The following is a 20,878-nucleotide window of genomic DNA, read 5'->3' on the forward strand; positions in this document are numbered from 1 at the left end:
CAAAACATGCTCCTCCTTGCTGTTAACGGCAGCAAAGGAAACGACAACTTGATTGCGGTGTAACCACGTCGCGCACCTTCGAGCGCGGTGTGGTGCTGACGTATCACGCTGGGTGCTTCTGCACGCGGTATGGACAGGAAAATCGATTTGGCGGGGCGCGTCTGGGCGGCCTGGAATGACTTGTGTGGGACGTGTTCGATTGGAAAAGCACGCGGTTGCATCCTGGCCCGTGACCTTTTGTAACTATTTGCGCACGCGTGGGGCACAGCCCGCGAGCCAGCATCGTTGTTGACATAGCCGTGAAGCTTTGGGGCAAGCAGCGCGTGGCCGAAAAGCTGCCGGTGGCGGCCGTACAGCAGTCCCTGCGGGAGTGTTCGGCACGTTTGCCGTGGCGCGCACGCGCAGTCTTCAACGTTGCTTTACGGCCTGGCCAACGCATTTGCGAGAGTGGTACGTGCGCCTGGGTCAGCGGGAGACGCGCGGGAGGTCGGTTCGGGTGGACAATCCACATCATATTGAGGCTTCTCCGGGCCCGAAGACCTGGGCGGTGGCATGAAAGCGATTTTTACGCTCGAAAGCTTTTACAGGATCGACAGTGGCCAGCCGGGTGCGTTTGATGGGCAGTCATTTTTCGGGCGCAGGGCGTTCGTTGGTTTGAGCGGGCAGTTCGGCCAGGTGAACCGATGCTCGAGGCGCGGCTGACGAGTTCGGGCAGCGCGCTCGTGAAGCAGAGCGACGTGGCCTGCAGCATCATGATCGAGAAGCCGAGCAGCGCCGGCAGCGCGAGGCGCAAACCCTGCGGCACGGGGAACGAAACGCAGCGCATCGACCGCGCTCAGTGCGATTGCTGCGGCCACCTCCTTCTGGCCATACGGCACCGCGTCGAAACCCCGCGCGAATGATCCCGCTCCTATAGGCACCGGGTGCAACATGCCAGCGCGACCACGGCGCAGAGGAACAACAACAGCCGTCCTCATGTGCGTGCAACACCAGGCGTGCACCTTATTCGGGGAAGGGCCGCTAACGGGGGAGACCGCTGCTATTGGCCTTTGGCCGGGGCAGGGGGGCTTCAAAAGACATGGAGCAAGCTTTAAACGTGGTATACTGGTGTACATTGCCAATTGCGTCAATTTCATCAATGCGCGACAGTGTACTTCCCTTTGTGAGTCATGAACGGTCCAAAAATCTTGGTGACCAGGTGGCCGATTCGATTGTAAGCGCCGCCATTCATGGGCACCTGGTGCAAGGCCAAAGGTTGATTGAGAGCGAACTCGCCGATGCGTTCGGTGTCAGTCGCGTACCTGTGCGTGGCGCGTTGCATACCCTGGCGGGCCAAGGCATCGTCATCCCCTTGCCCAATCGGGAAGTGCGGTTGGTCACGATAACGGCAGACATGCTGGAGCAGATGCTTTCGGTTCGGCTCGTTCTGGAAGCGCATGCAGCAGACCTGGCTTTTGGTGCTATCAAAAAAAATCCAAAATTACTGACTCCTTTCGAAGATGCAGTAGACGACATGCAGCGTGCATTCCGAAAAGGCTCCCCATTTTTGGCGGCGCAGGCGGACATGGAATTTCATCGGGCACTGTATGCGGCCAGCGGAAACAGTATGTTGCTCGAGATTTGGGATCGCATGGCAAAGAAAATCTTGATTGCTGTCGGCTTAAGTCTCTACCAAAATCCTGAAAATCTGGTCGTAGAGGACCACCTCGCCTTGTTGGAGATGCTTAGGGCTGGAAACCGGAAGAGTTTTAAAGAGCATTTGCAACCTCATATAATGGAGGCTCGGGCGAGGTTCAAAGTCTAGGAGAATCGGCCTAAGTTAGACCATGTTTTTATGGTCTAAAGCCGGTCGGTCCTGCAAGGTTCATTCTCAGGATTGAAAAAGTCTTGCGGTCAACATGACGGCACCCGCATCAATGCGAAGTCGATGAACAGGCGCGGGACCATAAGAACGAAAAGAATGGCCTTGATGTGATGCCCAGCCAGACGATGGCGCGCAGCAGCTCCCTCGTCCATTAGCGGGCCGATGTCAAGTGAACAAACAATACCGGCGTCTGCCGGAGTGTGGCAGCCGGTTCCAGTGCCCGAACTCAGCAGCTGAGCGCACCCGATTTCTTGTTTCATGGCTGCGACAGATGGCGCCACACGCCTATCGGGATCAAGCGAGCGGCGAAGTGCAGATGTCTGTCGCACTCGTGGTTTCACGACCCCAGAAGCACTACAAGAGCTTCCCCATTGAGCACGGGTTTAATCGAAGTCCGACTTGACACATGCTGCAATGCCGCTTCGGCGCACGTGAGAAGGTGAAGGACTGCCGTACCGCAACCCGTCATATTCCGTCGCTGGCACGGACGCTTTTGAAAGACGCGCAAGGATCTCGTTCGTTGGGCAGGACGCAAGGCCCTGTTCTTCTGACAGGTATGGGCGACGACCTTCTCCCGGATCGTCGAGTCGACAATCACCCATGCGAACTGCGCTGGCGTTACGCTTCATCTCAAAGACTGCTACGCCCATGAGAAGCAGCAGAAACGAGTGAAGAGGGCGCTCTGCGCACGTTGCGCTCGCACGTTGGGAGGGGTAGGCGTGACGTTGAGCCGGAGGTGGCGATTGTTGATCGTGGCTACAGGAGGGGCGATGGCGTGAAGATTTACCACCCGGGATTGCAGTGCGGTATCACGCGGATTCGGCGTGCAACGATCCGAAGGCGAAGCGCGATCGAACCGGCCATTGGTCACGTGAAGTCGGCCTACGGGCAAACTCGATCGGAACGGGTCTAAAGGCGCATTCGGCGATGCTCGTGTTCGCTGAAGACCGTCGCCGTGGGGTTGTGCGGCGTGTTCACAATGATCATCCGCGTGCGCGGGTTGATGGCCACCGCCACTTCGTCCCAGTTCACGCGGAAGTCCGGCTGCGCGAGCTTGATGGCGACAGGCTGCACGCCATGCGTTTACTTCATGGGTTCCACAGTCGCCGGCGACGCCACGCGATCGCGGGCGATCCACTCGCTAAAGAGCGTGACTTTCTGCTGCTGGGCCACGCAGTCGGGGTATACGAAGTAGTAGCGCGAGCCGGTTTCCACGGCCAGATCGAACGGCATCGTGAGGCGATTGGCGGCAATATCTTCGGCCACGAGGGTCCGGTCGCCGATCGCAACGCCGAAGCCCTGCATGGCGGCGCTCGTCGCGAGATCGAGTGACTGGAACGTGGGGCCCACGTTCCAGTCGACGTTCGGTGCGCCCGCGCGGCCTAGCCAAAGCTTCCAGTCGGCGTGGTCGCGCGTGGGATGTAGCAGCGTGTGGCCGGACAGATCGTCGGGGTGCACAAGCGGCCGTGCTTTCGCGAGTTCCGGCGTGCAGACCGGCGTGAGGTACTCGTCGAACAGCGGCACCGCGTGGACGTCCGTGCCGGGCGAGGAGCCGTAGATGATCGCGGCGTCGAAGGGCTCGGCCTGGAAATCGGCTTCGTGGTGCCACGTCGTGGTGATCTGCACCTGAAGATCAGGATGCTCGGTCTGGAAGCGCATGATGCGCGGGAGCATCCAATGCATTACGCAGGTCGGCACCTTCAGCGCGAGTTCGGTGCGCTGCCGTGTGAGGCGCACCGAGGCTTCCTCGATGCGGCCGAAACCTTCGCGCACGGCGGGTAGCAACTGCTCGCCCTCGGCCGTGAGCGCGAGGCCCTTGGGCGAGCGCTTGAACAGCGGCAGCCCGTAATAGTCCTCGAGCGCCAGGATCTGGCGGCTCACGGCGCCCTGCGTGAGGCAGAGGTGGTCCGCCGCGCGCGTGAAGCTGCCGTAGCGGGCGACCGTTTCGAAGATCTGCAGGGCGTTGAGGGGAGGAAGGCGTCTCATGGGGGGGCGTGCTCCGGCGGGCGGACAGCTGGCGGGCCTGTACCCGCTCGCGCCGCCCGCGCTCGAGCCGTAATGATACGACGCCAATTGAGCGGTGCGGTCGGTCCTGAGCGTCAGTGCAGGACCTTCGCGAGGAAGTCCCGTGCACGCTCGGAGCGCGGCGCCGCGAAGAAGGCGTCCTTCGTGTCGTCTTCCACGATGAAGCCGCGATCCATGAAGATCACGCGATGCGCGACCTTCTTCGCGAAGCCCATTTCGTGGGTCACGCACATCATCGTCATGCCTTCCTGCGCGAGTTCTACCATCACGTCGAGCACCTCGTTGATCATCTCGGGGTCGAGCGCCGACGTCGGCTCGTCGAACAGCATCGCGACAGGGTCCATGGATAGCGCGCGAGCGATCGCGACGCGCTGCTGCTGACCACCCGAGAGCTGACCTGGAAATTTGTCGGCGTGCGCGCGCAGGCCCACGCGGTCGAGCAGCCTCAGGCCGTTGTCCGCGGCCTCGTCCTTGCTGCGGCCGAGCACCTTGATCTGCGCGAGCGTGAGGTTTTCGGTGATCGAGAGATGCGGGAACAGCTCGAAGTGCTGGAACACCATGCCCACCTTCGAGCGCAGCTTCGAGAGGTTGGTCTTTTTGTCACCCACCGAAGCGCCGTTCACGCGAATCTCGCCCTGCTGGAACGGCTCGAGTCCGTTGACGGTCTTGATGAGCGTGGACTTGCCCGAGCCCGACGGCCCGCACACCACCACTACCTCACCCTTCTTCAGATCCGTCGTGCAGTCGGACAGCACCTGGAACGAGCCGTACCACTTCGAAACGTTGTCTATGGAAATCATGTCGGAACCCGCATTTGCAAGAAAAAGGCTTCAATGAGCCCGTGCCGCGTGAAAGCGGCGTTCGAGCCCGTGTGCGTACCACGTGAGCGGAAAGCACATCGCGAAGTAGATCAGCGCGACCATCGCATAGATGGGAAACGGACGGAACACGGCATTCGTGATGATGTTGCCCGTTTTGGTCAGCTCGGTCAGGCCGACGATCGACGTGAGCGCCGTGCTCTTCACGACCTGCACGAGAAAGCCGACCGTCGGCGGCACGGCGATCTTCCAGGCTTGCGGCCAGATCACGTAGCGGAGTTGCTGCACCCACGTCATGCCGAGGCTCGCCGCCGCGCCCCACTGACCACGCGGGACTGCCTCCACACAGCCGCGCCAGACGTCGACGAGGTAGGCGCTCGTGTAGAGCGTGAGCGCGACCGTCGCGGCGGACCAGGGCGTGACGTCGATGCCGATGAGCGGCAGGCCGAAGAAGCCGAGGAAAAGCTGCATGAGAAGCGGCGTGCCCTGGAACAGCGCGACGTAAGCGTTGACGAAGCGATGCAGCGCGGGGACCGGCGCCACGCGCATCGCGAGCAGGCCGAGTCCGGCAACGCCGCCGCCGAGAAACGCGATCAGCGAAAGCAGCACGGTCCAGCGCGCTGCGAGCAGCAGGTTATACGCGATGTCCCAGTTGGAAAACTCGATCATGGTGCGGTCTCCGTCGTGACCGTCGCGCGTGCGGAGCGGGTTCGCCACGCGAAGCGTCGCGACTGGCGCGATGCTGTGCGCTGTGAGGTCCGGCCCGCGAAGAGTCGGGCGCCCATCCGGTTGAGGAGCCAGCGCAAGGTCATCGAAAGCAGCAGGTAGATTACCGTGACGATGATGTAGACCTCGAAGGCGCGGAAGTTGCGCGACTGAATATAGTCGGCCGCGTAGGTGAGGTCCTGCACCGAGATCTGCGAAACGACCGCGGAGCCAAGCATCACGATCAGCACCTGGCCTACGAGGGCGGGGAACACGTTGGCGAGCGCCTGCGGCAGCACGACGTGGCTGAACAATTGCGGCCAGCGCAGCCCGAGCGCCATGGCCGCCTGCACCTGCCCGCGCGGCACCGAGTCGATGCCTGCACGCAGGATCTCAATGGCATAGGCGCCCAGGTTGACCGTCATGGCCAGCACGGCGGCCTGCACCTCGTCGATATGGACGCCGAGGCTCGGCAAGCCGAAGAACACGAAGAACAGCTGCACGAGAAATGGCGTGTTGCGGATCAGCTCGACATAGGCGGCAACGGCGGCGCGGGTCCAGCGCGGACCGGCCATCACGATCGCCGCGCCGGCGGCGCCGACGATTCCTCCGAGCGCGGTGGACACGGCGGTCAGGCCGAGCGTGACGCCGGTGCCGCGCACGAGCATGCCGGCATAGGTGCCGATATCGTTGAATTCGAAGACATAGCTCATCGCGAACCCTCAACAGACGGTAAGAGCGGAAAGTGCATCACAAATCCGCGGGCAGCGAGGCATGCAGCCACTTCTGCGACATCACATTGAGCGAGCCGTCCTTGCGCGCGCCGGCAATGGCGTCGTTCACCTTCTGCATGAGGCGCGGCTCATTCTTGTTCAGGCCCGCATGGTCGGGTGAGCTGAACAGCGAGAACTTCTGCTCCGGATCGATGGCGGGGTGGCGGGCGATGATCGTTGCGCCCACATCGTTGCCGACCACGAGCAGTTGAGCTTGCCCGGAGAGAAACGCGGCAATCGCGCCGTTCGGGTCGTCGAAGCGCTTGATAGTGGCGCCTGCGGGCGCGACCTTGGTGACACTCAGGTCTTCCAGCGTGCCGCGTGCGACGGCGATTGTCTTGCCCGCGAGATCGGGCGCTCCCTTCACTGGCAGGTTCTTCGGGCCAAACACGGCGAGGTAGTACGGCGCGTAGGCCTGCGAGAAGTCGATGACCTTCGCACGCTCTGGCGTCTCGCCCACCGAAAGCAGCAGGTCGGCCTTGTGGTCGGCCAGATAGGCCATGCGGTTGTCGCCCGTCACCTGCACGAGTTCGACCTTCGCGTTGAGCGCCTTGCCGATCAGGTTAGCCATGTCAATGTCATAGCCTTGCGGCTTCATGTCCGGGCCGATCGAGCCGAACGGGGGATAGTCCTCGAATACGCCGATGCGCACGATGCCGGACTTCGTGATGGTGTCGAGGGTGTCGGCGTGCGCGGGCATCGCGGTGGCCGCAAACGCGCTCGCGCAGGCGAGCGCGACGGCGGCGCGGGACAGCAGGGCGCGAAGTGGAAGGGCGGTGCGGAGCGTAGCGTTCATGGTCGATTCCTTCGTAGTGTGTGGAGCGTAAGTGAATGTGTCGGCTGTCTTAGCGCGCGGCGATCAGCTTGCAGGCATGCGGCGGCAGGTGGGCGAACACGGGCATGCCCGTGCGCAGATCGGGCGTTTCGCGCGGCGTCGTCGCGGCGGTCAGCGTGAAGCCCTCGCAATCGATGGTGGCTTCGATCGAGGCGCCAACATCGCGCACGAACGTCACGCGGCCAGGTAGCGTGTTGGGAGTCGGGACCGCGGGGCTCGTCCGCAGGCAAACGTCTTCGGGGCGGATCAGGAGGCGCACGCCGCCGCCCGCCACCAGCGCATGCGCGGGCGGATCGGGCGCCGCCACGGTGAGGCGCTGGCCGCCCGGCAGCACGATCTGGTTGCTCTCGGCCGGCGTGACCGGCAGGATATTGCCGAGGCCGATGAAGTTGGCCACGAACTCGTTCACAGGGTCGCGATAGATCTCGAGCGGCCGGCCCACCTGCTGGATGCGGCCTTTCTCCATCACCACGATCTCGTCGGCCATCGTCATCGCCTCGCGCTGGTCGTGCGTGACCATGATCGTGGTGATGCCGAGCCGCTGCTGGAGCAAACGGATCTCGACCTGCATCGCTTCGCGCAGCTTCGCATCGAGCGCCGAAAGCGGCTCGTCGAGCAGGAGCAGGCGCGGCGACGCCGCAATCGCGCGCGCGATCGCCACGCGCTGCCGTTGCCCGCCGGACAGTTGCGTAACGAGCCGACTGGCCATATGCGGCAGCTGGATCATATCGAGCAGTTCGGCCACGCGGCGCTTTTGTGCAGCAGCGTCGGTCTTGCGCAACCGCAGCGGATACGCAATGTTCTGCGCGACCGTCATGTGCGGAAAGAGTGCGAGTGACTGGAACACCATGCCGAAGTTGCGCCGGTTCGCGGGCACGTCGAGCAGGTTCTCACCGGCGAAGGTCAGCGTGCCCGAGGTGGGCGCTTCGAGGCCCGCGATGATGCGCATGAGCGTGGTCTTGCCGCAGCCCGAAGGGCCGAGGAAGCACACGAGCTTGCCGTCGGGCACGGACAGGTTCACGTGATCGACGGCGTACGCGTCGTTGAAGCGCTTCGTCACGTCCTGGAGTACCAGCTGTGTCATCGTCATTCCTTGCAGGGGAGCGTGAGGCGCTCGGGGTTCAGACCGCGACGCCAGCGTCGCCGACGAGCTTCTCGAGCATCCAGATCAGCGCGAAGTCGATCGCAACGGTAAAGACCGCGAAAGAGAACACCGTGGGGTCGAGCGACGACACCGTGCGGCTGTAGAGCCACACCGGTAGCGTCATGGTGTCGATGCTGTAGAGGAAGAAGGTCACCGTGAACTCGTTGAACGAGACGATGAACGCGAACAGCATGCCCGCGAGGATGCCGGGCCGCATGAGCGGCACCACGATGTCGAACAGCGCGCGTCGCGGGCTCGCGCCCATCAGGCAGGCCGCTTCCTCGAACTCGGGGCCGATGGATGCGACGGAAGCCGCGCAGTTCTTGACCGCGAACGGCAGCGTGAGAATGACGTGGGCGACGATTAGGCGCAGCATGCCCAGCTCGCCTGGCAGTGCGTTGAACACGAGCAGCAGCGCGAGGCCGAGCATCACGAGCGGATAGACGACGGGCAGTGCGACGAGCTGCTCGACGAACGCCCGCCCGCGAAAGCGATAGCGCGCGAGTGCGTAGGCGGCGGGCGCGGCGACTGCGGTGGAGATCGCCATGGTTGCGATAGCGACGATCAGGCTGGTAGTGAGCGCGGTGCTCATCGAGAGCGTGTCGGTCGCGTCGGGAGACACGAACGTGCGCCAGGCGGCGCGGTACCAGTGCAGCCCGAAGTGCCGGGGCGGAAATTCGAGCATGTCCGAGGTGCCGAACGACATCGTGACCATCGTGAGGATGGGCAGCGCTGCGAGGAACAGCACAAGGGCAGCGAGCAGGCCTGTCGGGCGGCTGAGCCGACCCGGCAGGGCAGCGCCAGTGAGCAGGCGGTTCATCAGCGGGGCTCCTCGAGGTGTTGCACGCGGCGCGCGAGACGCTGCGACACGGCCATGACGGCGAGCGTCGCGGCCATTAGGACGACGCCGGAAGCGGACGCAGCCGGCCAGTTCAGCAGCGGCGCCACCTGATCGTGTATGAGCACCGCGAGCATGGGCACGCGCCGGCCGCCCAGCAACAGCGGCACGGCGAACGCGCTCGCGTTGTAGGCGAAGACGAGCAGCGCGCCCGAGACGATGCCGGGCATCGCGAGCGGCAGCGTGACGTGCCAGAGCGTCTGCCAGCGTGATGCGCCGAGCGTGGCCGCCGCTTCGTCAAACGAGCGCGACACGGCGCGCAGCGCGCTCGACATCGGCAGCACTGCCAGCGGGAATGCAGTCTGGATCAGGCCGAGCAGCACCCCTTGCTCGCGGTACAGCCAGATTACGGGGCGCTGCATGAGGCCCGCCGCCTTCAGGACGTGATTGAGCAGACCTGCGGGCCCAAGGATCACAAGCCAGCCATAGCCCTGCAACAGCAGGTTCACGAGCAGCGGCAGCAGCACGCACGCGAGCATGAGCCGGCGCGCGAGCCGCGACTCGGTGCGGGCCATCGCGAGCGCGACGGGAACCGCGATCAGCATGGCGCACACCATGCTCCCGAAGGCGAGCCGTAGGGTGAGCCAGAGCGACTTGAGGAAGTACGCATCGGCGAGGTCGGCGTAGTTCTGTAGCGTGAAGGTATGCCACTCGTTGCCGGGCACGCCGAAGCTCATGCGAAGCACCGCGAGCGACGCGGCGATTAGCACCGCGAGGAAGACGAGGATGGGCGCGAGCAGCAGCCACGGCGGGATAGCGGGCAGCGCGGCGGGCTCGCCGCGTCCTCCCGCGGGCTTCGTAGTCGTGCGCGCAGCCGGCGATGAGAGCGAGGCCATGGCGTTACGCGGCGAAGAGGCCGGTGTAGCGCTTGATCCACGCTGCCTGCACGGCCGCGAGCGCCTTGTCGTTATGCAGCACGGCCTTTTCGGCGATCTGCTTCGGCGACGGGACGAATGCGCGGCTTTCTGCGGGGATCACGGCGCGGCTGTTGACGGGGCCGTTCAGCACGTCAGCGGCCATGCGGCCTTGTACGCCCGCGTCGAGCGTATGGTTCACGAACGCGTGGATCAGGTCGAGATCGCCCGGGTGCGCCTTGGGGATCACGCTGAACATGAGTTGCGTCGCGAAGCCTTCCTTCATGCCGTAGGTGATGCCCATGTTGTACTCGGGCTTGCGGATCTGGTCAGGGAAGAACGCCGCCGAGTAGATGCCGCCGATATCGAGCGAGCCCGTGCGGAACAGGTCCGCGATCTGATTCGGATTTTCGCCTAGTGTCATCACGCGGTCCTTCAGTTCGGCGAGCTTGCGAAAGCCGGGTTCGATGTTCTGCTGCGAGCCGCCCGCGAGCTTCGCGGCGATGATCGTGAGATCGACCGCCTCAGCCCATTCCGGCGGCGGCAGGAAGAGTCGGCCAGAATAGTTCGGATCCCAAAGTGCTTCGTAGCTCGACGGCGGCATCTTGACGGTCGATGTGTTGTAGATGAGGCCGTCGGACCACAGCAGATAGCCAATGCCGAAGCCGTTTGCGCCGGTGCGGTACTGGGGCGGGACGTCCTTCAGGTTCGGCAGCTTCTGGAGGTCGGGCTGCTGCAGGAGACCGGCATCGGCAAGACCCGCGGCACCCACGCCGGCCAGCGTGATGACGTCATAGGTCGGGCGGTCGCCCGCGGCCTTGACCTTGGCGACCATGCCGGAAGTGCCGTCCGCGCGGTCCGCGATCACCTTTGCTCCGGTCTGCTTGCTGAATGTCTCGGCGATATTGCGCAGCGCGGCGGTGCCGGTATCGTCCGACCAGGTGAGGAGACGCAGCGTCTTGCCCGCGAAACTGGCCTGCTGGGCCTTCGCCGTTTGGATGAACGGCATGGGCAGCGCCGAGGCAGCGAGCGTTGCGCCTATCGCCTTCATCGCCTGCCTTCTGCCTGGGTTGTAACGTTGCATGGTCATCTCCTGTTGAACGATGCGGCTGCGTATGCGCGCTGGGGGGCTCTTGCCGCGCGGGGGTGGGGGATTCAAATGTAGGCAGGTCAAATTTTCGGAACAATCGAAATCTCCTCATGGGCGCCATGAGAATCCCTCATGGCGCCATCGGCGCGGCACCGTCTCAGGCGGGGAGCAGCACCTGCTTGATCTCCTGATACGCGGCGAGCGCGAAAGGGCCAAGTTCGCGGCCGAGGCTGCTCTGCGTGTAGCCGCCCCATGAGGTCTTAGGAAAGTTCATCTGTGGCGCGCCGGCCCAGACGACTCTGACCTCGAGCGCGTTGCTGACTCGCGTGCCGCGCTCGCAGTAGCGGGTTGCGACGGGTACGACGAGGCCGTAGGGCTTGTCGTTGGCCATGGCGATCGCTTCATCCTCGGTGTCGAAGGCGCGCATGCGGGGCACAGGGTCGAAGATCTCGTCGCGCCATAGCGGGCTGTTTTTCGGCACGTCGGTGAAGACCGTTGGGCGGACGAAGTAGCCGGGCCGCAGGGCAGGATGCTGCCCGCGACGGCGCGCTCGCCATCGGCTTTGCCGCCCGCGTCGACCTCCGCGATCACGGTTTCGTTCGACGGATTAACGGCAGCGATGCGCTGGTCCGATGCGCTTGCGCACCACGCGCTGTCGATGAAGAGCGGCGTGCGCAGCGGCGCATCGAGCCAGGGGGGCGGCGTTGTTCAAAGGCCGACCTTCGCAAACCAGTTCGCTTCGCGAATCTCGATGACGGTCGGCACGCCGAACGCTTGGGCGTCTTCCAGCGCTCCGGCGAGCGCGGCGGGGTCGTCGACCGTGCGCGCTGCGCAGCCAAAGCCGCGCGCGATCGTGATGAAGTCCGGCGTGTACGGATCGACGCCTACCGGTGTGATATCGCGCGCGACCATGTATTTGCGGATCTCGCCGTAGCCCTCGTTGTTCCAGACCAGGACGATCACGGGCAAGCCGGCTTCGACGGCGCTGGCCAGCTCGGGCAGCGTGAACTGCAGGCCGCCGTCGCCGATCAGGCAGACGACCGGGCGGTCCGGTGCTGCGAGCTTCGCGCCGATCGCGGCGGGCAACCCGTAGCCGAGCGTGCCGTAGCCTGTCGACGAGTTGAACCACGCGCGAGGACCCGGCGCGTCGTAGGTGACGTTGCCGACGTAGACGGGGCTCGTAGAGTCACCGACCACGATCAGGCCGGGCAGCGCGGCGGCGAGGGTGTCGATCAGCTTGGCCTGCGCACGCGTGGGCGCATCGTAGCCGGCTGCGATCGCGGCGCGCACTGCAGCGACGCGCGGGGTACCCCACGCTGCGCCGCGCTCGGGCAAGATGTCCGCGTCGAGTGCCGCACAGAGCCCGTCCAGCGCCACGCGCGCGTCGCCGACGATCGCCACGTCCGGCCGGTAATTGCGCATCAACTGCTCGGCGTCGATATCCACGCGGATCAGTTGCCCGTCTATCGCGAAGCCGCCGTCGAAGACGACGTCGTAATCGGTCTCGCCCAGCTCGGTGCCGATGGCGAGCACGACGTCGGCATCGCGAACTAGCGCGCGCGTTTGCGGCAGCGACTGCGTCGAGCCCAGCAGCAATGGATGCTGCGAAGGTAGCAGGCCCTTCGCGTTGATCGTGAGGGCGACCGGCGCCTGCAGGCGTTCGGCGAGTTCACGCAGTGCCTCGCTGGCGTGCGCCGCGCCGCCTCCGGCGAGAATGAGCGGACGGCGCGCTACGCGCAGAAGGTGCACGGCGGCCGCGAGCGTGGCGGCGTCGGGCGCGGGTCGCGTGGGCAGCACGACGGGTGCGGGCGCGATGGCCGAAGCGGGCGCGACGATCACGTCGAGCGGAATTTCGATGTGGACCGGGCGCGGGCGCTCGCTCGCGAAGACGGCGAACGCGCGCGCGAGCACCTGCGGCAGATCGGCCGCGTCGAGCAGCGTGTGCGAGAAGGCTGTCAGGCCCGCGAAGACGTCGCGCTGCGAGGGCAGTTCGTGGAGATGGCCATCGCCGCTGCCCAGTTCGCGGCGTGCGTTGACGCTCGAGATCACTAGCATCGGGATCGAATCGGCGTACGCCTGTGCCATCGCCGTGGCGATATTGGTCATGCCGGGCCCGGTGATGATGAAGCAGACGCCGGGGCGCCCCGTCACGCGCGCGTAGCCGTCCGCCATGAAGCCCGCGCCCTGCTCGTGGCGCGGCGTGACGTGGCGGATCGACGATGCGGCGAGGCCCCGGTAGAGCTCAACGGTGTGCACGCCCGGAATGCCGAACACGTATTCGACGCCATGGCGTTCGAGCAGCTTGACGAGTACTTCGCCGCAAGTCGGAGCGGCAAGCGGCGGGGAGGCAAAGACGGGCGCTTCAGTCAGGCATGGGGACAGGGCCGGAGAGTTCATGGATCGTCGCTCTTGTTCCAGTGTGTGGGTGGGCAAGCGCCGCGCGCGGCAGGCGCCGAGCCATTGTCGAGGCCGCTCCAGTCTGGAAACAATCGATTAGTTCTCATGGCCCGCATGAACTTTCTGCATGGCAGCGGATACGCCAGCGATGGCTTACAGGTTTGCCGGCGCGACTGCGGAGGTGAGCTGACGGTGAGTGGACTGCAGCTGCGATTGGGGCAGGCCCGTTCTTGCGGTGGCTGCGTTGGTGCTCCAACCGCCTGAACGGCACATCCCGTCAGAAGGGGGAGACTAAATGGGTATCGCCAGCTGTTGGGTTCGAAGTTTCTGCTAACGTTGACTCGGTGGCGCCACTTTATTTGCCATCAAGCTTTAAGAATCCGGCCACCAATCTGTTAAACCACCGGGCTGGTATAAACGCAGCAGACATATAATACGACCAGGACACGCAACGGCAGGTCATCGATCTCAGCGAACCCGAACAGTAACAATCTTCCCAATGTCAGGCGAGCTACCGTGCGTGACCCCACGCTCTGTTATTGCCATAGGCATGCCCTTGCGCCCCTTTCTTCATTTCATGATAAACGGTGGAGACGTCCATAATGGCGATCGGGCATGCATAGGCATACTGCCCACGGGCTTAACCGAACTGAGAATGGGAAAAATATTGGGTCGCGACTTCCGGCAACGCACTGATGTCAGGGAGATTGGCAACCAGGAAAGAGGTATCAGTCGACTCCTTTCTGTCGCGATTCACCCATACGCAACCCGCACCTAAACTTCGCCCCGCAGCTTGCAGATCATATTCAAGATCGTATGCAGCATACAGCCAATTACCTGGTTTGACACCCGAAACTTCCAGGAACTTCTTCGCATGCGCATCTCTCGGCTTGTAAGACGATACATCCTGCGCAGTTATGATCAAGTCGAAAACGACGTCGAAATGCCGGAGCGTGCCGGCAATGATGTCACGATCAACGTTTGACAGGATTGCAATCTTGTAGCCCAGACTCTTGAGAGCACGCAATGAAGCATTCGAATCGTCAAAGACGGGCCAGAAAGGCATCGTAACAGTCAGGATATCTTCATCTCCCGGCCTCATCGCAATTCCCAGCTCATCGACAATCCTTCTCACGGTTCGACTCTTGACTTGACGGTAGAGTTGATAAGGTTCCAGTTCGACTTCGAATTCTACTCTTCTGTAATGGGCCATGATTTCACGTGCGTTACCCGTCGACACAATTTCCAGTGCCTGAGTCATTCCAAGCCGCCAGTCGATTAGTGTCCCATAGCAGTCAAAGGTAATCCACTTATCCATAATTTATCCAGTTCATTAATTAAAATTAAAAATACTACATTTTAACGACATCGAGAAGCGTCTTCTTCTCGGCCTTATAATCGTATAGTGACACCACTCCATGCTGCAGGTCCCCGTGGTTGTCGAAATTTATCTTTCCAGTTACTCCGTTGTAATCGGTCGTTGGCATGGCGCTAAGAATCTTTGATGCATCGACAGAATTAGCTCGTCGCATGGCGTCGACGATAATATAAACAGCGTCGTACGCAAAGGGGGCGTAGACTTCGGCCGGCTGATGGAATCGCTTCTCGTACCTGATGCCGAAATCTTTTCCGCCCGGCATCGCTTTAATATCCCTGCCGGCTTCTGCGCAAACAACCTGATCCACTGCACTGCCGGCGAGTTCTGATAGTTTGTCAGTACATGCTCCATCGCCCGTAAAAACGGGGACATCGATTCCCAGCTGTTTCGCCTGCTTCACAAAAGGGCCCGCTGTCGAATCCATACCGCCGTAGAAAATACTTTCAGGGCGCTCACTTTTGATCTTGGTAAGAATTGCGCGGAAATCGATAGCCTTATCGTTTGTCTCGTCGGTCGACAAGACCTCCATGCCCAATGACTTCGCACGTTGCCGAAACACGTCGGCCAACCCCTGACCATAAGCCGTCGCGTCATCTACGATCGCAACGTTTTTAAGTTTTTGGGTCTCGTGTGCATACTGTGCCAGTGCCGGTCCGAGTTGGGCGTCGGTCCCGACGACACGATAGGCCGTCCTGAACCCCTGCTGGGTATAGACAGGATTAGTGGTTCCCGGCGAAATCTGAACAATCCCCGCATCGTAATAGATCCTGGAGGCAGGAATCGAGGCACCGGAATTTCCGTGACCAACCACCGCGACAACTTTGTCGTCCACAAGACGCTGTGCTACCTGCGTCGCAGTTTTTGGGTCGGCAGCGTCATCCTGCCTATCAAGCTGCAGCTCGATCTTCTTTCCGTCAATCGTCAAACCTTTCGCGTTGATTTCCTCTACGGCCAAGAGTGCCCCGTTTTCGATGTCCTTCCCGATATGCGCGATTGAGCCCGTGGTTGGTGCAGCACTGCCGATCTTGACAACTTCGGCGGTTGCGCTGCGGCTGGCCAGCATAGCTAAAAAAAGAAATGAGACTGAATAAAATTTCGTCGTGCCAGAATTCATAGCACCTCCAAAAAGCAGTTTTTAAAGACGGGGTACAGAAATTTCGTCATAACCATAAAATTCACATACAAGTCGGATTTTAAAAAATCTTAAAATTAAAGGAATTTAAGATTTTCCAGAAAATTATTGCGGTCGATTCAATTTGTAAAATGTGGTTAATATTTTTAATTATCAGCCGCGGACAAGAAAGCGCTCAACTACGCTTAGATCCGGCTCGACGCCTAGCCCAGGCTCCATGGGCACGTCGACATATCCATCGTTCACCACAATTGGATTCAGGATCAGTGTCCTGGCGATCTCGGCCGGGTTGTAGCCATATTCCAGAATAAAGGCATTCGGTATAGCTGCCAGAAAATGCAGGGATGCGGCAGTGTTAATGTGGTTCGAGAAGTTATGGTTGATGCACTTCAGGCCCCGCTGATTTGCGATTGCGGCCACCTGCATGGCCATTGTCAATCCGGTTTTCGTCAGGTCGATCTGGATGTAGTCAATTCCCGCGTTCATCAATCGCACGAAACCATTGACGGAAGCATCTTCTTCTCCTGCCGCAATCTCAGTGGGGACAAAATTCGAAAGTCGTTCATATCCGACCAGGTCGTCCGGGACAAGCGGTTCTTCGATCCACATCAAGTTGTAAGGCTCGAATGCCTGAGCCCTGCGCATAGCCTCTTTCGGCGTCCAGGCAAAACCCGCGTCAACCGCAATGCCTGTCGCATCCCCAGCGGCATGCCGAATTGCTTCAATCGTTCGGATGTCGTCTGCCAGGGGGCCGCGCCCGAAAGACTGCCAACCCATCTTCATCGCCGTATAGCCGTCATCCACGATTTTTCTCGCGAGATCAGCGTTCTTGCCCGGAGTGATTTCAAACAGTGTGCTCGCGTAGGCAGGAATTCTGGATCTAAAGCATCCGCCTAGCAGTTGATGAACGGGAACCTGCAAAGCCTTCCCCTTGATATCCCACAAAGCCAGATCAATTCCGGCCATCGCATGAATGACCGCACCTTCGCGACCACTGTATATCGTGGAGTCATACATCTTCTTCCAGAGCCGGGTCACGTTCATGGGATCTTCACCGAGAAGCAGGTGACGCAGCCCCGACACCACCGGTGAGGAGAACGGCGCTTCAATCACGGCCTTATTGATTGCTCTCGATCCGTCAGCCTCGCCCCAGCCAACGATACCGGCATCGGTGGATATTTTGACCAGAAGCGCCTCCATTGAGCTGTCTGGCAGCGCTTCGATGTCACCGCGCAAATGGAAAGCCTGCACATCAGTGATCTTCACAACTTCTCTCCGTATGTTTGTGTACTGGTATACAAACACGACGAAATCAGGATTGCAAGCAGAACCGTTCCCGACAAGGGAGCAGATCGGGAGCATCACCTTGTCTTCCATCGGCCGCGACGTGCTACCAATTGTGGATCCACAAGCAAAGCCCGACCGGAAGCAACGCCGCGGAGAACAGGCGCCGTGCGACGCCCCGGAACCGATGGACACCATTCCGACAGCGGCCCGATGGGCTGCTTTGTGGAAACACGAAGGTGCATTCCTCGAAGTATCGCAACAATCTGATCGAATCGAACTATCACCACATCAGGTTCCGAACGAATGTGAAACTCGCGTTCAGGCGGTTCAGAAGCGCAGCGAACACGGTTTCAGGCAATGAGCGGAATCGTCAAATTTTCAAGAGGCAGTTTGATCTACCCGATCTCGCGCCCGGGAATATCACAACTATCCAGATGGTATGCCTGCTTTTATTTAATAAGTAATACTAAATAATAAGAGTATTTCGATGCATACATTTGATTTGAACGATATCCTGCGAATGCACGATATGCTCGTGCAAAGTAATTTCCGTGGTCCTTTCAAGGAACTTCCATGTCAAAGAAAACGATTGCTGATTATCTGGCGACGACCCTTGCGCAGGCAGGTGTGGAGCGTATCTGGGGCGTCACGGGTGACAGCCTGAATGGCCTGGCTTTCAGTCTCAATCAACTTGGATCGATCCGCTGGATGCATACACGCCATGAGGAAGCCGCTGCGTTCGCGGCAGGCGCCGAGGCGGCGTCGAGCGGCAAGCTTGCAGTATGTGCCGGAAGCTGCGGACCGGGTAACCTTCATCTGATCAATGGCCTCTTCGACTGTCATCGCAGCCAGCAGCCGGTACTGGCGATCGCTGCTCACATTCCTTCGACGGAGATTGGACTCGGGTACTTCCAGGAAACCCATCCGCAGGAGCTGTTCAGGGAGTGCAGTCATTTCGTCGAACTGGTGTCGAACGCCTCGCAGTTTCCGCGTGTGCTCGAGCGGGCGATGCGCACGGCGATCAATGAGCGCGGCGTCGCAGTGATCGTGCTCCCCGGTGACATTGCGCTGGGCGAGGGCCCGTCGGTCACACCGCAATGGAACGCGAACGCATCGATCACGATCACGCCGCAGGATGCGGAACTGGACCGACTCGCGTCGATGTTAAACGCCAGCGAAGCCGTGACCATCATGTGCGGCAGCGGTGTGGCCGGTGCGCACGGTGAGGTGGTGAAGCTGGCCGACACGCTTGGTGCGCCGGTCGTGCACGCATTGCGTGCCAAGACGTTCATCGAGTACGACAATCCGTTCGACGTCGGGATGACCGGGCTGATTGGTTTTAGTTCGGGATATCACGCGATGATGTCGTGCGACACGCTGGTGCTGCTCGGCTGCGATTTCCCGTACCGGCCATTTTATCCGCCCTCGGCGAAGATCGTGCAAGTTGACTGGCGGGGCTCGCAACTGGGACGGAGAGCGCCGCTTGCAATGGGGCTCGTCGGCACTGTGAAGGAGACGGTTGCCGCCCTGCTGCCCCTGCTACACCGAAAGACTGACCGGCGTTTCCTGGACAACGCGCTGAAGCATTATGCGTCGGCTCGTAAGGACCTCGACGATCTCGCGACACCATCGGCGCCTGGGCGTCCGATCCATCCGCAGTACCTGACGCGGCTCGTCGACGACGCGGCGGACGATGACGCGATCTTTGCGGTGGATGTCGGCACGCCGACGCTATGGGCCGCGCGCTACCTGACCATGAACGGAAAGCGGCAACTGCATGGCTCGTTCAATCACGGCTCGATGGCGAACGCGATGCCGCAGGCGCTCGGCGCGCAGGCCGCGCATCCGAAACGCCAGGTCGTGTCGCTGTCGGGCGACGGCGGCCTGTCGATGCTGCTCGGTGACCTGATTAGCGCGCGCGAGCTGGATTTGCCGATCAAGGTCGTCGTGTACAACAACAGCCTGCTTGGTTTCGTGTCGATGGAGTTGAAGGCGGCGGGCTATCTCGATACCAATGTCGATCTAGGCAAGACAGATTTCGCGCAGATCGCGAAAGGTGCGGGCATCTGGTCGGTGCGCGTCGAGGAGTCTGAGGCGCTGCCCGCGGCGATGAAGGAGGCCTTCGCGCAGCCTGGTCCGGCACTCGTTGACGTCGTCATTTCGAAACATGAGCTCGCGATGCCACCGACGATTGAGCTCCAGCAAGCCAAGGGCTTCAGTCTGTATATGTTGCGTGCGATCTTGAATGGCCGTGGAGATGAGCTCGTCGAGCTGGCGAAGACGAATCTGCGATGACGTGCCCCGTACCGCCTTTTTTCGCCTCTCCGACACGCTGACTTCCGCTGCCAAGTGCCATGGATTGCCACTAATTGCGAAATAGTGAATTTCTATTCTCGAAATAGATGCCCGGTTTAATTTAGAAGGCGAATCTATAAATAAGCATTGTCCGATTATTTTGTTATAATTTTATATATAAGAAATCAGAAATTGTGTAGTGCGAAAATTCGCATTTATTGTGCGAATTTATATTGTTAGCATAGTTGCTCATCGTTCCCAATGAGGTTCGATGATGTTCTCCCCGCTTAGACCTCCGGTTGCCTCGACGGAGGTCTTTTTTTCGTGCCGCTTGCTGCGTTTCAGACCATCGGCAATCGGCATGGTCGCGAACGAGGCTCCGATCCAGCTTTCGCAAATGATCCAATAACAGCGGATTTGATGGAAAAAGATAGAGGAAAAAATTGAAAGAAGGAAGGCTTCGATTCGGGGTGCTGTGCTTGAGCACGACGGCTGCGTACGGGGGGCAGTGGGGTGTTCAATTCGCCGAGGGCATGGCGGATCACGGCGTTCGCAAAGCCGATTTCGGCATTGCTGGGACCCGGGACTAAGATGGTGGGAAGTTGCCGGTTATCATTTCGCCGTCGGGATATTCAGGAACAACCGGGCTCGCATCCGGACATGCGGGATGTTCGGCGTAACACCGGTGTTTCGCTTCATAAGAGTTCCGGCTCTATTCGGCCATTCGCCGAAGCTGGCGCAGGCGTGAGACTGCTTTCTCGCGTGGATGAAACGCCAGACCGTGGTTTCTTTTCCTCGTTTCAGTTTTCCGACATGGCTGGAGTCGGGGCACAGTTCGGCGTGCACCGGACCTGTCAGGCTGGTTTCCGATTTCAGCATTTGTCGAATGCGGGTCTCAGGCATTCCAATCCCGGCATCAGCTTCAGATATATCCAGTATGCTTCTGACCTTGCCACCGGAGCGTTACCAGACCATCAAACGCCGGTGGGCAATCCGGCCGTCGAAACCAGCTGGTTCGAGTTGGTGCACGCGCCACCCGGCGCATTGATGAACGCGATGAACTATGAACCCGGTTTCCGGTGCGCACACAGTCGCGCTCGAATAATTACCGAACTCGATGAAGTGCGGCCAAGATCTGCGACGACCCCTTTCGGAGTGTGACGAACCGTATGGATAGGCGCGACACCGCTTCGCAGATCGCCTCAGTATCGGCGGGAGCGTTTTATTGCCTTTAACTACGGCGGAACGGGATGTGGTGCAATGAACGGGACTTGATGGGCCAGGCGGCGTAGTGTGCCAGCCGCATGCGCGTCGGCGCACGCCTCCGTTGAAATAGTACTCCTGCCACAGAGGCAGGGCGGCCACCCTATTACCACAAGCTGC

Annotated in this window: 20 protein-coding genes and 3 pseudogenes; 7 read left to right on the forward strand and 16 right to left on the reverse strand. The window is 60.9% G+C overall.

Annotated features, from left to right (window positions below; genetic code table 11):
• Window positions 1-396: 396 nt before the first annotated feature.
• From C7411_RS38930 to C7411_RS17545, 3 genes and pseudogenes are all read left to right on the forward strand, one after another.
• Window positions 397-678 (forward strand): annotated as a pseudogene (locus tag C7411_RS38930) (porin); the annotation flags it as partial.
• A 5-nt stretch (window positions 679-683) separates the two neighbouring features.
• The gene (locus C7411_RS38200; protein ID WP_165822828.1) at window positions 684-902 is read left to right on the forward strand and encodes a hypothetical protein; all 219 of its coding nucleotides are present in this window, start codon (window positions 684-686) and stop codon (window positions 900-902) included.
• Between the two features lie 176 nt (window positions 903-1,078).
• Entirely contained in the window at window positions 1,079-1,804 is a 726-nt protein-coding gene (locus C7411_RS17545; RefSeq protein ID WP_110385521.1) for a GntR family transcriptional regulator, read from the forward strand.
• Between the two features lie 89 nt (window positions 1,805-1,893).
• On the opposite strand, the gene C7411_RS37830 is transcribed toward C7411_RS17545, so the two are convergent.
• Complete coding sequence (locus tag C7411_RS37830; RefSeq protein ID WP_207786538.1) at window positions 1,894-2,124, reverse strand: hypothetical protein; 231 nt, start codon at window positions 2,122-2,124, stop codon at window positions 1,894-1,896.
• Between the two features lie 476 nt (window positions 2,125-2,600).
• Between C7411_RS37830 and C7411_RS17555 the strand changes: the two are divergent.
• Window positions 2,601-2,796: pseudogene (locus tag C7411_RS17555) on the forward strand (IS5/IS1182 family transposase); the annotation flags it as partial.
• Here the strand turns inward: C7411_RS17555 and C7411_RS38760 are convergent.
• From C7411_RS38760 to C7411_RS17630, 15 genes and pseudogenes are all read right to left on the reverse strand, one after another.
• Window positions 2,783-2,941: pseudogene (locus tag C7411_RS38760) on the reverse strand (aminotransferase class I/II-fold pyridoxal phosphate-dependent enzyme); the annotation flags it as partial. The pseudogenes C7411_RS17555 and C7411_RS38760 sit on opposite strands and share 14 nt — an antisense overlap.
• Before the next feature lie 6 nt (window positions 2,942-2,947).
• Entirely contained in the window at window positions 2,948-3,850 is a 903-nt protein-coding gene (locus C7411_RS17565; RefSeq protein WP_110385524.1) for a LysR substrate-binding domain-containing protein, read from the reverse strand.
• Window positions 3,851-3,963: 113 nt separating this feature from the next.
• Window positions 3,964-4,689 carry an amino acid ABC transporter ATP-binding protein gene (locus C7411_RS17570; protein WP_110385525.1) on the reverse strand — a complete coding sequence of 242 codons (726 nt, stop codon included), beginning with the start codon at window positions 4,687-4,689 and terminating at the stop codon, window positions 3,964-3,966.
• Between the two features lie 30 nt (window positions 4,690-4,719).
• The gene (locus C7411_RS17575; RefSeq protein ID WP_110385526.1) at window positions 4,720-5,376 is read right to left on the reverse strand and encodes an amino acid ABC transporter permease; all 657 of its coding nucleotides are present in this window, start codon (window positions 5,374-5,376) and stop codon (window positions 4,720-4,722) included.
• Complete coding sequence (locus C7411_RS17580; protein WP_110385527.1) at window positions 5,373-6,125, reverse strand: amino acid ABC transporter permease; 753 nt, start codon at window positions 6,123-6,125, stop codon at window positions 5,373-5,375. The genes C7411_RS17575 and C7411_RS17580 overlap by 4 nt, the downstream gene beginning before the upstream one ends.
• Window positions 6,126-6,162: 37 nt before the next feature.
• Window positions 6,163-6,981 carry a transporter substrate-binding domain-containing protein gene (locus C7411_RS17585; protein ID WP_110385528.1) on the reverse strand — a complete coding sequence of 273 codons (819 nt, stop codon included), beginning with the start codon at window positions 6,979-6,981 and terminating at the stop codon, window positions 6,163-6,165.
• A 49-nt stretch (window positions 6,982-7,030) separates the two neighbouring features.
• Window positions 7,031-8,104: an ABC transporter ATP-binding protein gene (locus C7411_RS17590; protein ID WP_110385529.1), complete on the reverse strand. Its 1,074-nt coding sequence runs from the start codon at window positions 8,102-8,104 to the stop codon at window positions 7,031-7,033.
• Window positions 8,105-8,141: 37 nt separating this feature from the next.
• Window positions 8,142-8,984: an ABC transporter permease gene (locus C7411_RS17595; RefSeq protein WP_110385530.1), complete on the reverse strand. Its 843-nt coding sequence runs from the start codon at window positions 8,982-8,984 to the stop codon at window positions 8,142-8,144.
• Window positions 8,984-9,898 (reverse strand): ABC transporter permease, encoded by a 915-nt coding sequence (locus tag C7411_RS17600; protein WP_110385531.1) that lies wholly within the window; start codon window positions 9,896-9,898, stop codon window positions 8,984-8,986. Before C7411_RS17600 ends, C7411_RS17595 begins: the two co-directional genes overlap by 1 nt.
• 4 nt (window positions 9,899-9,902) lie before the next feature.
• Window positions 9,903-11,000, reverse strand: a complete 1,098-nt coding sequence (locus tag C7411_RS17605) for an extracellular solute-binding protein (RefSeq protein ID WP_110385532.1) — start codon at window positions 10,998-11,000, stop codon at window positions 9,903-9,905.
• A 163-nt stretch (window positions 11,001-11,163) separates the two neighbouring features.
• Window positions 11,164-11,487, reverse strand: a complete 324-nt coding sequence (locus C7411_RS17610; protein ID WP_243413204.1) for an aldehyde dehydrogenase family protein — start codon at window positions 11,485-11,487, stop codon at window positions 11,164-11,166.
• Window positions 11,488-11,714: 227 nt separating this feature from the next.
• Complete coding sequence (locus C7411_RS17615) at window positions 11,715-13,403, reverse strand: 5-guanidino-2-oxopentanoate decarboxylase (RefSeq protein ID WP_110385534.1); 1,689 nt, start codon at window positions 13,401-13,403, stop codon at window positions 11,715-11,717.
• A 640-nt stretch (window positions 13,404-14,043) separates the two neighbouring features.
• The gene (locus C7411_RS17620) at window positions 14,044-14,721 is read right to left on the reverse strand and encodes an HAD family hydrolase (RefSeq protein WP_110385535.1); all 678 of its coding nucleotides are present in this window, start codon (window positions 14,719-14,721) and stop codon (window positions 14,044-14,046) included.
• Window positions 14,722-14,755: 34 nt separating this feature from the next.
• Window positions 14,756-15,895, reverse strand: coding sequence for a branched-chain amino acid ABC transporter substrate-binding protein (locus tag C7411_RS17625; protein WP_110385536.1), 1,140 nt, complete (start codon window positions 15,893-15,895; stop codon window positions 14,756-14,758).
• A gap of 171 nt (window positions 15,896-16,066) precedes the next feature.
• The gene (locus C7411_RS17630) at window positions 16,067-17,179 is read right to left on the reverse strand and encodes a mandelate racemase/muconate lactonizing enzyme family protein (RefSeq protein ID WP_110385600.1); all 1,113 of its coding nucleotides are present in this window, start codon (window positions 17,177-17,179) and stop codon (window positions 16,067-16,069) included.
• 52 nt (window positions 17,180-17,231) lie between these two features.
• Between C7411_RS17630 and C7411_RS37060 the strand changes: the two genes are divergently transcribed.
• The 3 genes from C7411_RS37060 to C7411_RS17640 all read left to right on the forward strand — a co-directional run bounded on the left by C7411_RS37060 (window position 17,232) and on the right by C7411_RS17640 (window position 20,656).
• Window positions 17,232-17,561 carry a hypothetical protein gene (locus C7411_RS37060; RefSeq protein WP_133253666.1) on the forward strand — a complete coding sequence of 110 codons (330 nt, stop codon included), beginning with the start codon at window positions 17,232-17,234 and terminating at the stop codon, window positions 17,559-17,561.
• A 212-nt stretch (window positions 17,562-17,773) separates the two neighbouring features.
• Window positions 17,774-19,495, forward strand: a complete 1,722-nt coding sequence (gene poxB / locus C7411_RS17635; RefSeq protein WP_110385537.1) for a ubiquinone-dependent pyruvate dehydrogenase — start codon at window positions 17,774-17,776, stop codon at window positions 19,493-19,495.
• A 660-nt stretch (window positions 19,496-20,155) separates the two neighbouring features.
• Entirely contained in the window at window positions 20,156-20,656 is a 501-nt protein-coding gene (locus C7411_RS17640) for an acyloxyacyl hydrolase (RefSeq protein ID WP_243413210.1), read from the forward strand.
• Window positions 20,657-20,878: the final 222 nt, after the last annotated feature.

The organism is Paraburkholderia silvatlantica (genome assembly GCF_003096715.1).
GTDB lineage: Bacteria > Pseudomonadota > Gammaproteobacteria > Burkholderiales > Burkholderiaceae > Paraburkholderia > Paraburkholderia silvatlantica.

What these genes read in the sequence shown, in the direction of transcription:
- C7411_RS38200 (WP_165822828.1), top strand. Translation starts at nt 684, where the DNA reads ATGCTCGAGGCGCGGCTGACGAGTTCGGGCAGCGCGCTCGTGAAGCAG.
- C7411_RS17545 (WP_110385521.1), top strand. Translation starts at nt 1,079, where the DNA reads ATGGAGCAAGCTTTAAACGTGGTATACTGGTGTACATTGCCAATTGCG.
- C7411_RS37830 (WP_207786538.1), bottom strand. Translation starts at nt 2,124, where the DNA reads ATGAAACAAGAAATCGGGTGCGCTCAGCTGCTGAGTTCGGGCACTGGA.
- C7411_RS17565 (WP_110385524.1), bottom strand. Translation starts at nt 3,850, where the DNA reads ATGAGACGCCTTCCTCCCCTCAACGCCCTGCAGATCTTCGAAACGGTC.
- C7411_RS17570 (WP_110385525.1), bottom strand. Translation starts at nt 4,689, where the DNA reads ATGATTTCCATAGACAACGTTTCGAAGTGGTACGGCTCGTTCCAGGTG.
- C7411_RS17575 (WP_110385526.1), bottom strand. Translation starts at nt 5,376, where the DNA reads ATGATCGAGTTTTCCAACTGGGACATCGCGTATAACCTGCTGCTCGCA.
- C7411_RS17580 (WP_110385527.1), bottom strand. Translation starts at nt 6,125, where the DNA reads ATGAGCTATGTCTTCGAATTCAACGATATCGGCACCTATGCCGGCATG.
- C7411_RS17585 (WP_110385528.1), bottom strand. Translation starts at nt 6,981, where the DNA reads ATGAACGCTACGCTCCGCACCGCCCTTCCACTTCGCGCCCTGCTGTCC.
- C7411_RS17590 (WP_110385529.1), bottom strand. Translation starts at nt 8,104, where the DNA reads ATGACACAGCTGGTACTCCAGGACGTGACGAAGCGCTTCAACGACGCG.
- C7411_RS17595 (WP_110385530.1), bottom strand. Translation starts at nt 8,984, where the DNA reads ATGAACCGCCTGCTCACTGGCGCTGCCCTGCCGGGTCGGCTCAGCCGC.
- C7411_RS17600 (WP_110385531.1), bottom strand. Translation starts at nt 9,898, where the DNA reads ATGGCCTCGCTCTCATCGCCGGCTGCGCGCACGACTACGAAGCCCGCG.
- C7411_RS17605 (WP_110385532.1), bottom strand. Translation starts at nt 11,000, where the DNA reads ATGCAACGTTACAACCCAGGCAGAAGGCAGGCGATGAAGGCGATAGGC.
- C7411_RS17615 (WP_110385534.1), bottom strand. Translation starts at nt 13,403, where the DNA reads ATGAACTCTCCGGCCCTGTCCCCATGCCTGACTGAAGCGCCCGTCTTT.
- C7411_RS17620 (WP_110385535.1), bottom strand. Translation starts at nt 14,721, where the DNA reads ATGGATAAGTGGATTACCTTTGACTGCTATGGGACACTAATCGACTGG.
- C7411_RS17625 (WP_110385536.1), bottom strand. Translation starts at nt 15,895, where the DNA reads ATGAATTCTGGCACGACGAAATTTTATTCAGTCTCATTTCTTTTTTTA.
- poxB (WP_110385537.1), top strand. Translation starts at nt 17,774, where the DNA reads ATGTCAAAGAAAACGATTGCTGATTATCTGGCGACGACCCTTGCGCAG.
- C7411_RS17640 (WP_243413210.1), top strand. Translation starts at nt 20,156, where the DNA reads ATGCGGGATGTTCGGCGTAACACCGGTGTTTCGCTTCATAAGAGTTCC.